The 11,381-nt window shown below is 64.0% G+C and carries 13 protein-coding genes; 5 read left to right on the top strand and 8 right to left on the bottom strand.

All coding sequences use genetic code 11. The features are described from left to right. The first annotated feature begins 59 nt into the window (after positions 1-59). Positions 60-1,001: a hypothetical protein gene (locus AC629_RS28210; protein ID WP_084808153.1), complete on the top strand. Its 942-nt coding sequence runs from the start codon at positions 60-62 to the stop codon at positions 999-1,001. A gap of 123 nt (positions 1,002-1,124) precedes the next feature. On the opposite strand, the gene AC629_RS28215 is transcribed toward AC629_RS28210, so the two are convergent. Continuing rightward, the gene (locus tag AC629_RS28215; protein ID WP_084808154.1) at positions 1,125-1,775 is read right to left on the bottom strand and encodes a tetratricopeptide repeat protein; all 651 of its coding nucleotides are present in this window, start codon (positions 1,773-1,775) and stop codon (positions 1,125-1,127) included. Between the two features lie 125 nt (positions 1,776-1,900). After that, positions 1,901-2,197, bottom strand: a complete 297-nt coding sequence (rpsU, locus tag AC629_RS28220; protein WP_008546194.1) for a 30S ribosomal protein S21 — start codon at positions 2,195-2,197, stop codon at positions 1,901-1,903. 264 nt (positions 2,198-2,461) lie between these two features. Here rpsU and aqpZ point away from each other — a divergent pair, with 264 nt between their 5' ends. Further along, positions 2,462-3,184, top strand: a complete 723-nt coding sequence (gene aqpZ, locus AC629_RS28225; RefSeq protein WP_084808155.1) for an aquaporin Z — start codon at positions 2,462-2,464, stop codon at positions 3,182-3,184. Positions 3,185-3,221: 37 nt separating this feature from the next. Here aqpZ and AC629_RS28230 read toward each other — a convergent pair whose 3' ends face one another. Both AC629_RS28230 and purE read right to left on the bottom strand, forming a co-directional pair. Then, positions 3,222-4,328 (bottom strand): 5-(carboxyamino)imidazole ribonucleotide synthase, encoded by a 1,107-nt coding sequence (locus AC629_RS28230; protein WP_084808156.1) that lies wholly within the window; start codon positions 4,326-4,328, stop codon positions 3,222-3,224. Then, positions 4,325-4,813, bottom strand: coding sequence for a 5-(carboxyamino)imidazole ribonucleotide mutase (purE, locus tag AC629_RS28235; RefSeq protein WP_074123725.1), 489 nt, complete (start codon positions 4,811-4,813; stop codon positions 4,325-4,327). The genes AC629_RS28230 and purE overlap by 4 nt, the downstream gene beginning before the upstream one ends. Before the next feature lie 141 nt (positions 4,814-4,954). On the opposite strand from purE, the gene AC629_RS28240 reads away from it, so the two are divergent. Continuing rightward, a complete protein-coding gene (locus tag AC629_RS28240) occupies positions 4,955-5,653 on the top strand; it encodes a GGDEF domain-containing protein (protein WP_084808157.1) in 699 nt (232 codons plus the stop codon). 108 nt (positions 5,654-5,761) lie between these two features. Here the strand turns inward: AC629_RS28240 and AC629_RS28245 are convergent, their stop codons facing one another. From AC629_RS28245 to AC629_RS28255, 3 genes are all read right to left on the bottom strand, one after another. Further along, positions 5,762-6,013, bottom strand: coding sequence for a hypothetical protein (locus AC629_RS28245; protein WP_084808158.1), 252 nt, complete (start codon positions 6,011-6,013; stop codon positions 5,762-5,764). Positions 6,014-6,165: 152 nt separating this feature from the next. Continuing rightward, positions 6,166-6,384 carry a hypothetical protein gene (locus AC629_RS28250; protein ID WP_084808159.1) on the bottom strand — a complete coding sequence of 73 codons (219 nt, stop codon included), beginning with the start codon at positions 6,382-6,384 and terminating at the stop codon, positions 6,166-6,168. A 115-nt stretch (positions 6,385-6,499) separates the two neighbouring features. Next, a complete protein-coding gene (locus tag AC629_RS28255; protein WP_008546179.1) occupies positions 6,500-6,706 on the bottom strand; it encodes a YdcH family protein in 207 nt (68 codons plus the stop codon). A 328-nt stretch (positions 6,707-7,034) separates the two neighbouring features. Between AC629_RS28255 and AC629_RS28265 the strand changes: the two genes are divergently transcribed. Beyond that, positions 7,035-7,217, top strand: coding sequence for a YdcH family protein (locus AC629_RS28265; protein WP_074123722.1), 183 nt, complete (start codon positions 7,035-7,037; stop codon positions 7,215-7,217). A gap of 111 nt (positions 7,218-7,328) precedes the next feature. Here AC629_RS28265 and AC629_RS28270 read toward each other — a convergent pair whose 3' ends face one another. After that, positions 7,329-8,432: an NAD(P)/FAD-dependent oxidoreductase gene (locus AC629_RS28270; RefSeq protein ID WP_084808160.1), complete on the bottom strand. Its 1,104-nt coding sequence runs from the start codon at positions 8,430-8,432 to the stop codon at positions 7,329-7,331. A gap of 205 nt (positions 8,433-8,637) precedes the next feature. Here AC629_RS28270 and AC629_RS28275 point away from each other — a divergent pair, with 205 nt between their 5' ends. Next, a complete protein-coding gene (locus AC629_RS28275; protein ID WP_084808161.1) occupies positions 8,638-11,322 on the top strand; it encodes a sensor domain-containing protein in 2,685 nt (894 codons plus the stop codon). Positions 11,323-11,381 lie beyond the last annotated feature (59 nt).

The raw sequence follows: 11,381 nt of genomic DNA on the forward strand, positions 1-11,381 counted from the left end.
TTGATCCCTTACAATGCCCCAAAGTTCCCGCATCAAATCGCGCGGGGAGTGGCCGAGAAATGCTGAAATACCTCGCTAAAATTTCGATGGATATTTTCCCCTCGGTGCTCGCGACCATCATCGGGGCGTACATTGTTAACCACTACATCAACGCCAAGCCGGCGGCTGATGCCCCTGCGGCCGTTGTGGCGCCTGCCCAGCCCGGCAAGGACGGCAAGCCTGCCGACGTTGCCAACCTCCCGGCCCCCGGCGTCAAGGCCAAGGGCGTCTCTGAGAAAAGCATCTCCCAGAAGAGCGTGACCGACAAGGCGGCGGCCGAGAAGCCGGCCGACAAGTCCGTCGAACATCCGGCCGAGACCAAGGCCGCTGACGTGGCTCCCGCCGAGACCGCTCCGCACGGCCGCACCCCGGCGCGCGAGAAGGCGCTCGCCAAGTCCACCCCGGCGTCCACTCCCGCCGCCCCGGTGGTTGAGGCCAATTCGGCGCCGGCTGCTGCGTCCCCGGCCGCGACCCCCGACGCCAACGATCTCGTGCGGGCCGCCGTCGAGCGGCTGCGCAAATCGCCTGAGGGCAAAGCCGCGGAATCCAAGTCTGAATCCAGGTCTTCTGAATCCAAGTCTTCTGAGACCAAGTCGGCCGAGAGGACGCCGGAGCCTGCGGCGCAGGAAGCCGCCCGAACCCCGGAAGCCCCCCGTGTCGTGCCGACTGCAGTGCATCCGCTGCCGCCGCCGATCACGGTGTCGACGCCGTCATCCGAGGCCTATGGCAATGGCGGCTCGCAGGCTAACCCGCCCTACACGGCCTCGATCGGCAATGATGACCCCAACCGGATGACGCCGCCGGCTGATATCCCGGTCCCGGTGATCGCGCCGCCGCTCGACCTGCGTGCCGACGCCGGCGCAGCCACGCCGCGGCCGAAGACCAACGTCGCCGACGAGATGCTGTCGGGCATGAAGTCGATGTTCCACGCGGTTCTGCCCAAGGGCGCCACGCCCGACTAGAGCCCTTTCCGTTCCTTTGGAATCGGAACGGGGCTCTAGATTCTTGTTTTGCCGCGTTCTCTTTACGCGAACCGGTATCCACTTCGCTCGAAAACGCTCTAAGGCGGGACCTGAGCCGCGCTGTCAGCCGCCGACGCGGGCCAGCCCGCTACGGGCGGCATCGTCGCGTGGACGCAGGGCAACCGCCTTGTTGTAGGATACGGCAGCCTTGGCCTTGTCACCCAGCCTCTCATAGGCCTGTCCCCGCGCGGTCCAGACCTGGGCATTGTGCGGATCGGCTTCGGACGCCTCATCGAGATCAGCCGCCGCTTCCTTCACCTTGCCGAGGGCGAGATAGCTGGTGGCGCGGCCCAGCAACGGCTCGGCCTTCTGCGGGTTGAGCCCGCTCGCGGCGCTGAAATCGGCGATGGCGAAATCGTGCTCGTTGTTGCCCTGATAGATCAGGGCGCGGCCATAGAGCGCCTGCGCATTGTAGGGATCGAGCCCGACGGCGCGATTGAACTCATCCAGCGCTGCCGCCGTCTCCCCGGACTTTGCCAGAGCTTGGGCCTTTGCCGTGTGAGTCTGGGCCTCGGTGACGTTGCCGGCGCTGACCGCGCTCTCCGGGGCGGCAGCCGTCTTGGGAGTTTCCTGCGGCTTGTCCTTCTCCGGCATCAAAGATCCCAGATCGAAGGAGCAGCCGCACAATGCGATCCCCATCAAGGCCAGCGCGAGCGGCTGCGGCCAGAACTGGCGTCGCCGCGCCAGGCCGCGTTCGGGGAAAGGGGAGGCCATCTACGGTTCGCTCGCGCTGGTGCCGCATCGGTAGTGCCCCGTCCCAGAAAGGCACCGCTCACAAAACAATAACGCGGGCCAAGGGCCCGCGTCATCGAAAACTGAAGTCTTACAAACTCGACAAATCAGCGCGGTCCGCGCGGACCTGCACCCGGGCCACCGCGGCCGCCACGATCACCGCCGGGACCTGCGCCGAACACCGGCTTCGGCTTCATCGGCAGGAGGCCTTCACGCTGGAGCTTCTTGCGGGCCAGCTTACGTGCGCGGCGCACGGCTTCGGCCTTTTCGCGGGCCTTCTTCTCGGAGGGCTTCTCGTAGTGTCCGCGGAGCTTCATCTCGCGGAAAATCCCCTCGCGCTGCATCTTCTTCTTCAGCGCCTTGAGGGCTTGATCGACATTGTTATCGCGAACGAGAACCTGCACGCGGCATCCTCTTCAGTAGATCGAATTTGAATTCTGGTAAGTCAAAAGGGATGGCGAAAAGCGCAAGCCCTTAACCTTGAGGGCGCGGATGTAACAGACAAAACCCGGGATGTCCACCTGCCAAGCGGGTTTTCGGGCCAAGTTCGGCCATTAAATGCGGCGAAAATACCTCCACGCGGCCCCGATTTGGGAGATTTGGTGCCATTGGCGGGGCGGCGGCCGGAGCTTTGTTCCGGAATTCCAGGAAATCAGGGGAGACGCCACATGGACGTGAAGAAACACGCTGCCGAGGCCATTGGTACATTCTGGCTCACATTCGCCGGCTGCGGCAGCGCAGTGATCGCCGCCGGCTTTCCGCAAGTCGGAATCGGCCTGGTCGGTGTGTCCCTGGCGTTCGGCTTAAGCGTCGTCACCATGGCCTATGCGATCGGCCATATTTCGGGCTGTCATCTGAACCCGGCCGTCACCGTCGGGCTCGCCGCCGGCGGGCGCTTTCCGGCAGGGCAGATCCTGCCCTACGTGATTGCGCAGGTTTGCGGCGCGATCATAGCCGCCGCGCTGCTCTATGTGATCGCCAGCGGCGCCCCCGGATTCGACGTCACCAAGGGCTTTGCAGCCAACGGCTTTGATGCGCATTCGCCCGGCCATTACAGCCTGTTCGCCTGCTTCATCACCGAGGTGGTGATGACCATGATGTTCCTGTTCATCATCATGGGCGCCACCCACGGACGTGCCCCTGTCGGCTTCGCACCGCTCGCGATCGGGCTTACGCTGGTGATGATCCATCTGGTCAGCATCCCCGTCACCAACACGTCGGTGAATCCGGCGCGCAGCACGGGCCCCGCACTGTTCGTCGGCGGCTGGGCGCTGGCGCAGCTCTGGCTGTTCTGGGTCGCCCCCCTGATCGGCGGCGCGCTGGGCGGGGTGATCTATCGCTGGCTCAGCGACGAGCCCGCGGGCGCCGTCGTGGGTGCGAAAACGGCGTGATAGCAAAAGCAGGATCGCGGCAGTTGCCGCGGTCCCCTCATTTGTCGATTGGCGGCCTGACTTCGGTGACGTGGCCCATCTTGCGGCCGGGGCGCGGCGCGCCCTTGCCGTAAATGTGTACGGTCGCGCCCGGAACGGTCAGCCACTTCTCGTAATCGTGGATCTCGTCGCCGATCAGATTGGTCATGGTGACGACCTCGCCGTGGCGAACGGGCTTGCCGAGCGGCCAGCCGGCAATGGCGCGGATGTGCTGCTCGAACTGCGAGACCGAGGCGCCATCGAGGGTCCAGTGTCCGGAATTGTGCACGCGCGGGGCGATCTCGTTGACCAGCACCTTTGGTCCGGTGCCATTGGCGAGCACGAACATCTCGACGGCGAGCACGCCGACGTAGTCGAGCGCGCTCGCGATCTTGCCGGCAACGCTGCGCGCTTCCTCAGCGAGCGCATCCGGGATCGGCGCGGGCGCACGGGATATCTTTAGAATGTGATCGCGATGCTCGTTCTCGGTGACGTCGAAACACTCGACCTGGCCCGCGGCCGAGCGCGCGGCGATCACGGAGATCTCGCGCTCGAACGGTACGAAGGCTTCCAGGATCGCTGATTTGGTGGCGAGGCTGGTCCACACCTTGGCGATGTCGTCGCCCGCGCGGATGATGGCCTGGCCCTTGCCGTCGTAGCCGAAGCGGCGGGTCTTCAGTACGGCCGGAAGGCCGATCCTGACGATCGCCTCGCGCAACGACGAGACCGACGTGACATCGGCATAGGCTGCGGTGCGGACGCCGAGCCGCGAAACGAAATCCTTCTCGGCGAGCCGGTCCTGGGTGGTCTCGAGGACCTTGCGGTTCGGCAGCACGGGGCGGCGCGCATCCAGCACCATCGCGGCGGCCGCCGGCACGTTCTCGAATTCGTAGGTGATGACGTCGACGTCGTTGGCAAACAGCTCGAGCGCTTCGACGTCGGCATATTCGGCGCAGGTCGCATTCAGCACGACGTCGAAAGCCGGCGAATCCGGATCGGGCGAGAACACCTGGCAGCGCAGGCCGAGCCGCGCCGCGGCCATGGCCAGCATACGCCCCAATTGTCCGCCGCCGAGGATTCCGATGGTGTCGCCGGGCTTCAGCTTCACCTGCTTTGCGTCAGTCACGCCTTGTCCTCCGGGCGCTCGGCAACGGCCTCGGTCTGCGCCTTGCGCCAGGCGGCAAGGCGGTCGGACAAGGCCGGGTCGGACAATGCCAGCACGGAAGCCGCAAGCAGCGCCGCGTTGATCGCGCCAGCCTTGCCGATGGCAAGAGTGCCGACCGGAATGCCCGCAGGCATCTGGACGATCGAATAGAGCGAATCGATACCCTTGAGCGTCTTGGATTCGACGGGAACACCGAACACCGGCAGTTCCGTCAGCGCCGCCGCCATGCCGGGCAGATGCGCGGCGCCGCCGGCACCGGCGATGATGACTTTGTAACCTGCCGTCTTGGCGCCCTTGGCGAAGGCAAACAGCCGGTCGGGGGTGCGGTGTGCCGAGACGATGCGCGTATCGGCGGCGACGCCGAGCGCTGCAAGCGTGTCGGCGGCATGCCGCATCGTGTCCCAGTCCGACTGGCTTCCCATGATGATGGCGATCGGCGCGGTCATGACGTCAATTGTGCTCGGAAAACAGAAAGATAGGCCAGATTAACGGTTCCGGCCGGCGGCTCGCAAGGCGGTGGCAAGGAGAAGGGAATGCACTATCCTGTCTTGGTGAATCCCCGCAAGCCTTCATTGAGCAGGTTGCCCATGAAGAAACCAAAAAGGGCGAGCGCTGCGAAGGCCAAAACGGGCCGGAAACCCAGCGCCGGCCGCTCCAAAGCCGCCCTCAGGCGTCCGGCCAAGCCGGCGCGGCGCGGAGCGTCGGCCGACGGCGACGCCGAGGTCATCCGCGGCTTGCGGAGCAAGCTCAAGCAGGCCTTGCAGCGGGTCGCGGAACTCGAAGCCGCCGCCGACACCGACTTCCTGCTCGACATTCCGAACCGGCGCGGCTTCGAGCGCGAGCTCCAGCGCGCTGTCGCCTACATGAAACGGTATCGCGCCAGCGGCGCGCTGATCGTGCTCGACGTCGATCGGCTGAAGCCGATCAACGACTCCTTCGGCCACGCCGCCGGCGACGAGGTGCTCAAGGCGATCGCCGGCGCGCTGACGCGGCAGGTCCGCGCCTCGGACGTGGTCGCCCGGCTCGGCGGCGACGAGTTCGCACTGCTGCTCTGGAATCTCAGCGAGACAGATGCCAAGGCGAAAGCCGCGGCCTTCGAGCATGCGATCGATGAACTGTCCTTTGTCTTTCGCGGCCAGCACGTCACCGCTGGCGCGTCCGCCGGAGTCGCGCTGCTGGGAGCGCAGTCCAATGCAGCTCGCGCGCTGGAGGAGGCTGACGCAGCCATGTATGTCCGCAAGGCGCGCCGGCGGCATGAGCCGCGGATCAGCCTCGCCAGCAGCTAGAGCATGATCCCGACCCGAAGGGCCGCATGAACGCAAGGTGTGCAGCGGTTTGCCTTCGCGACAAACGCGGAACGCGTTTGCGCGAAGATCATGCTCAAACAATAATGCTTACAGCGCGGCGAGATCTTCCGGCACATTGCCGAATTTGCGGAGCAGCTTGGCGTCACCGAATTCGCCGGTCATAGGATCGCCGGTGCGGCTGAACGCGACTGCGCCGATATGGCCGGCGCCGTGCGACAAGATCTCTGCGCGCCGCAGCGCGGCCGCCGAGCTCTGGCATTCCTCCGCGGCGCCCGCGACAGGCGATCCGTCGGCATCGATCAGGAAGGGCAATGCAACGTAGTAAGTCACATCCGACATGGCGTTGCTCCAGGCAGGGCATGATCCGGACCCGAAGGGCGCATTAAACTAGCGCAAAGTGTGAACCGGTTTTCCCTCGTGACAAATGCGGAACGCGTTTGCGCCTGGATCATGCGAAAAAATCAAAGCGCGATCTCACCACGCTTTGGAACTTAGGCGGCGCTGCTCTTGCGCCGCATCTTGCTGCGAGAGGTCTCAGGAATGCAGCCGGCTGAAATTGCCGCCCGCAATTCTTCCAGCTCGGCTTCCAGATATTCGTTGGCCATGATCAGCGCCTTGATGGTGCTGCGCAGATTGCCGTCGCACATCGCGATTGCCTGATCGCAGGCCTGTTCGTAATGGCTGTTGTCGAGAAGGGCGATTGCCGACATCTGCGTTGTCCTTGGGCATTTCCTGGGGGCGTTGGATCCAAATGTTCCTATTTTGTTCTTTTCGAGTCAAGCGGATTCATGTGCGGCGAGCAACCGCGAAAGGCCCGCTCGCGGATCAGGCGATAATGTCCGGCGTGATCTGGTCTTCGATGAAGGCGATGCGGTCGCGCAATAACAGCTTGCGCTTCTTCAACCGCTGCAATCGCAACAGGTCGGGAGCGGGCGATTGATGCAGTGCATCGATCGCCGCATCGAGATCTCGGTGTTCCTGCTGCAACCGGGTGAGCTCGGCTTCAAGCTCACGCTCATCTTCATTGGTCATGTCTGCGGTGGCCGAAAAACCGATAGGCTTGAGACTGGGCTGTGGATGCCCTGTGGAAATTATCGTCCTTGCGCGGCGTGATCGCAAGCGATCTGCGACCCCCGCTCACCGATCTTCCGCAACATATTTCAACGATTCGTTGCGGTGCTGCGCAGGTGCATTGATATCATGGATTTTTCTTGCGCGGTTCCTTACTCACGCTTCATTACATATGAATTTTCAAAAATGACGGTGCGACGACGGATACATATCGACAGAACGAATCGCTGATGTAAACTTCCTCGTCCGGATCGAATCCTAAGGTTTACCCCTACCGAGGAGGTTTCGAATGACAATTCAGGCACATCTGGTTGAATTGGAACGGAAGCACAAACTTCTCGAAAACGAATTGCACGAAGCACTCGTGCACCTTTCAACAGACGACCTGCAAATTGTTGAGTTGAAGCGCCGGAAGTTGCTGGTCAAGGACCAGATCGAACGTCTGAAGCAATCTGGCGATACGCTGCACTAGCAACCCCCGTAACATCGTAGAGTTGATCATACCCTTTCACGCAAGGGTGAGTGCTGTCGCACTCATCCTTGCTGGAAGGTGCTGCGTCACGCTGAAATATTTGCGCGGCGCTTAGATGTTTGCGAGCTCGGCGACGTGATCCGCGATCGCGAGCGACGACGTCAGTCCCGGCGATTCGATGCCAAACAGGTTGATCAGGCCCTCAACGCCGTGATCGCGCGGGCCTTGCATCAAGAAATCCTGCGTGGCCACCGCCGGCGGCACAATCTTCGGGCGGATGCCCGAATAGCTTGGCATCAATGCGCCCTCTGGCAGCGTCGGCCAGTATTTGCGGATCGCCGGATAAAAGCGCTCGGCGCGTGACGGGTCGACCTCGTAGTCGATTGTCTCGATCCACTCGACGTCGGGGCCGAAGCGCGCTTGCCCTGCCATGTCCAGCGTCAGATGCACGCCGAGCCCGCCGGGCTCCGGCACCGGATAGATCAGGCGTGAGAACGGCGCCTTGGCGTTGCAGCTGAAGTAGTTTCCCTTGGCGAGATAGGCCGGCGGAATCCGATCCAGCGGCATGCCGTCGATGTTGCGCGCCACCTTTGTCGCCGAGAGTCCGGCAGCGTTGACGAGGAGGCTGCATTGCAGCGTCATCGGCGCTTCGCCGCCGGCCTCGATCTCGATGGCGCCGGCGGTCGCCTTGGCGCGGATCAGCGGAGTGTGGAATGCGAAGGCCGCGCCGGCGTCCTCGGCTTCGCCGCGTAGCGAGAGCATATAGGCGTGGCTGTCGATGATGCCGGTCGAGGGCGACAGCAGCGCGGCGTCGCAGGCGAGCGCCGGCTCCAGCGCGCGTGCGGCTTCGCCCGCGAGCAACTGCATGTCGAGCACGCCATTGGCCTCGGCATGCGCCTTGATCGATTGCAGCTTCTCGGTCTCCTTCGCGCTGGTCGCAACGATCAGCTTGCCGCAATTCTTGTACGGGATGCCGCGTTCGCTGCAGTAGCGGTAGAGCGCCTGCTTGCCGCTGACGCACATGCGCGCCATCCAGCTCCCGGCGCGGTAGTAGATGCCGGCATGGATCACCTCACTGTTGCGCGAGGAGGTGATAGTGCCGATGGCCTCGGCTTCTTCGAGCACGATGACCTCGCGCCCGGCCTGGGCGAGCTTCCGAGCCACCGCGAGCCCGACCACGCCGGCTCCGATGACGACGCAATCGACCCTATCCATGGTTGTGCAGGATTCTCGCGAGAGCTGCCGATGGCGCCAGTTTGCCTGGGAAACGGGCCGCGCGGCCGTTTTCCGTTAAGGAAGCATTTATCATGTCAGGGCAATTGCCGTATTTTGCGTCACATATTTCTATTGCACGAACAGGCGTTTACCCGATCCAAACCCGCGAGGCCAGACAATCCGACGTTGAAATCGCGGGTGGCTGATGGCTGAAAAGAACTGGCACGTAGGCAGCATGCTTCCGATTGCTGTGCACGCCGTCGTGTGCCTGGCCGGCGCGGTCGCGCCTTCGCGTGCCTTTGCGCGGTCGGACAGCTTCGCTCCGCCCGGCTACCTCGGCAATCTCGACCCCAATCTGATCTGGGAAGCCCTGATCGGGGGCATTGTCGTCTGCGCGTTCCTCGCGGCAATCGCGTTGTGGATCCATTCCGCGCTGCGCCGGAGCAAGCGCGCGCGGCTGCGCCGCAACGCCTTCATCTCCTCCGCCATGAACAATCTCAACCAGGGCGTGGTGATGACGGATGCGCAGCGGCGCGTCATCTTCTGCAACGACCGCTATCTCGAGATCTACGGCCTGACGCGCTCGGACCTGTGGACCGGCATGACCGGCGACGACATCCTCGAATTGCGGCGCAAGCGCGGGGTTCTCGCCGTCTCCGCCGACGACTTCTATGAGAAGGCGGCAAGTCCCAACGGCCTGATCAGCGAGTTGCCGGACGGACGCGCCATCCTGGTGAAGTATTTCATTCTGCCGAATGGCGGATCGGTGGCGACCCATCTCGACGTCAGTGAGCAGCGCAAGCTGTCGCGGCAGCTCGCATCGACCAAGCAATTCCTGGAAACGGTGCTGGACAACGTGCCGGCCTGCGTGGCCGCGAAGAACATCGAAGACGGCCGCTACATCTTTGCCAACAGCGCCTATGAGCGCTTCTGGGGCTTTTCGCGGGACCAGGTCGTCGGCAAGACCGCGCGCGAGCTGTTCGGGCCCAATTCGGCTGCGAACATCGAGGCGACCGACCGGGCCGCACTTCTGGCACCGGAAGGGCAGTATCGCAACGAATTCGAAGTCGAGCGCGGCTCGGCCTGGCGCAAGGTGGCCTCGATCCGGATCGTGGTCCGCAACGAGAGCAACGAGCCTGAATTCCTGCTGCTGGTGTTCGAGGACATCACCGACCGCCGCTCACTGTCGCAGGAGCTGGAGAGCACCAAGAAGTTCCTCGAGCTCGTGGTCGACAACATCCCGGTTGCGCTGATCGTCGAGCAGGTCAAGGACGGCCGCTATCTGCTCGCCAACCGCAGCGCGGAAACGATCCTCAACCGCAGGCGCGAGGAAGCCACGGGCCTGACCGCGTCCGACATTTTCAATCCCAAGGAAGCCAAGCTGATCATCGCGCGCGACGAGGCCGCGATCAAGAAGCGCGGGATGATCACCGAGGAGCATCCGATCTCCACCAAGGACGGCCTGCGGCTGTTCCTCACCCGCCGCGCCACCGTGCTGAACGATTCCGGCGAGCCGCAATATCTGATCAAGACCCACGAAGACGTCACCGACCGCCGGCAGACCGAGTCGCGCATGGCGCACATGGCCTATCACGACGGCCTCACCGATTTGCCGAATCGCGCCGCGTTCCTTCAGGCATTGACGCAGATGATCGAGGCCTGCGAAGGCACCGACGAGGAGTTCGCGGTTCTCTGCGTCGACCTCGACGGCCTCAAGGAGGTCAACGACGTCTTCGGTCATGCGCTCGGCGACAAGCTCCTGATCGAGGTGGCCCAGCGGCTCCAGGACTCCGCGCGCGGCGGTGTGGTAGCGCGCCTGTCCGGCGACGAGTTCGGCCTGATCATCGACGGCAAGCAGCCGGAAGCGGGACTCGCGCTGGCGCAGCAGGTCGGAGAGGCGGTCGCGCAGGAATTCCAGATCGACGGCCGGGCGGTGCGCGCCGGCGCGACCACCGGCATGTCGATCTTCCCGCACAACGGCGCCGACGGCGCCTCGCTGCTCGCCAATGCCGGTGCGGCGCTGTTCCGCGCCAAGCAGAAGTCGCGCGGCACGATCAGCCTCTACCAGCCGGAGATGGACCAGCAGATCCGCGATCGCCGCGTGCTGCACCAGGATCTGTCGATGGCGATCAAGAACGGCGAGCTCTCGCTGGCCTTCCAGCCGCAGGGGGCCGCGCGCCCCAGTGTCGCCGAGAGCAAGATCATCGGTTTCGAGGCGCTGGCGCGCTGGCAGCATCCGGTGCGCGGCCAGGTCTCCCCGGCCGAGTTCATCCCGATCGCGGAAGAGAGCGGCCTGATCGTCGAGATGGGCGAGTGGATCCTGCGCGAGGCCTGCCGCGAGGCGGCATCTTGGCCGAAGCCGCTCCAGGTCGCGGTCAATCTGTCGCCAGCGCAGTTCATGCACGGCGACGTGGTCAGGCTCGTCCATTCGATCCTGATCGAGACGGGCCTCGCGCCCGGCCGGCTCGAGCTCGAAATCACCGAGGGCGTGCTGATCGAGGATTTCGACCGCGGTCTTGCGCTGCTGCGCCGGCTGAAGGCGCTTGGCGTGCGCATCTCGATGGACGATTTCGGCAGCGGCTACTCCTCGCTGAGCTATCTGCAGGCGTTCCCGTTCGACAAGATCAAGATCGACCGCGCCTTCATCATCAATCTCGGCCGCAATCCGCAATCGGCGGCGATCGTGCGCGCGGTGATCGATCTCGGCCACGGCCTCGAAATGTCGATCATCGCCGAGGGTGTCGAGACGGTCGATCAGCTCGCCTTCCTCGCCAAGGAGGGCTGTGACGGCGTGCAGGGCTATCTGCTCGGCAAGCCCTTGCCGATCGGCCAATATGCCGGCCTCGTCGGACGCGCCGAGACCATGGAGCTTGCGCTCAAGACCGGCTAGCTCGTTTTCGAGCGAAGCGGATACCGGTTCGCGCAAAGAAAACGCGTCAGGACAGTAAT

Source organism: Bradyrhizobium sp. NAS80.1, from assembly GCF_001908205.1.
Lineage (GTDB): Bacteria > Pseudomonadota > Alphaproteobacteria > Rhizobiales > Xanthobacteraceae > Bradyrhizobium.

What these genes read in the sequence shown, in the direction of transcription:
- AC629_RS28210 (WP_084808153.1), top strand. Translation starts at nt 60, where the DNA reads ATGCTGAAATACCTCGCTAAAATTTCGATGGATATTTTCCCCTCGGTG.
- AC629_RS28215 (WP_084808154.1), bottom strand. Translation starts at nt 1,775, where the DNA reads ATGGCCTCCCCTTTCCCCGAACGCGGCCTGGCGCGGCGACGCCAGTTC.
- aqpZ (WP_084808155.1), top strand. Translation starts at nt 2,462, where the DNA reads ATGGACGTGAAGAAACACGCTGCCGAGGCCATTGGTACATTCTGGCTC.
- purE (WP_074123725.1), bottom strand. Translation starts at nt 4,813, where the DNA reads ATGACCGCGCCGATCGCCATCATCATGGGAAGCCAGTCGGACTGGGAC.
- AC629_RS28240 (WP_084808157.1), top strand. Translation starts at nt 4,955, where the DNA reads ATGAAGAAACCAAAAAGGGCGAGCGCTGCGAAGGCCAAAACGGGCCGG.
- AC629_RS28245 (WP_084808158.1), bottom strand. Translation starts at nt 6,013, where the DNA reads ATGTCGGATGTGACTTACTACGTTGCATTGCCCTTCCTGATCGATGCC.
- AC629_RS28250 (WP_084808159.1), bottom strand. Translation starts at nt 6,384, where the DNA reads ATGTCGGCAATCGCCCTTCTCGACAACAGCCATTACGAACAGGCCTGC.
- AC629_RS28255 (WP_008546179.1), bottom strand. Translation starts at nt 6,706, where the DNA reads ATGACCAATGAAGATGAGCGTGAGCTTGAAGCCGAGCTCACCCGGTTG.
- AC629_RS28265 (WP_074123722.1), top strand. Translation starts at nt 7,035, where the DNA reads ATGACAATTCAGGCACATCTGGTTGAATTGGAACGGAAGCACAAACTT.
- AC629_RS28270 (WP_084808160.1), bottom strand. Translation starts at nt 8,432, where the DNA reads ATGGATAGGGTCGATTGCGTCGTCATCGGAGCCGGCGTGGTCGGGCTC.
- AC629_RS28275 (WP_084808161.1), top strand. Translation starts at nt 8,638, where the DNA reads ATGGCTGAAAAGAACTGGCACGTAGGCAGCATGCTTCCGATTGCTGTG.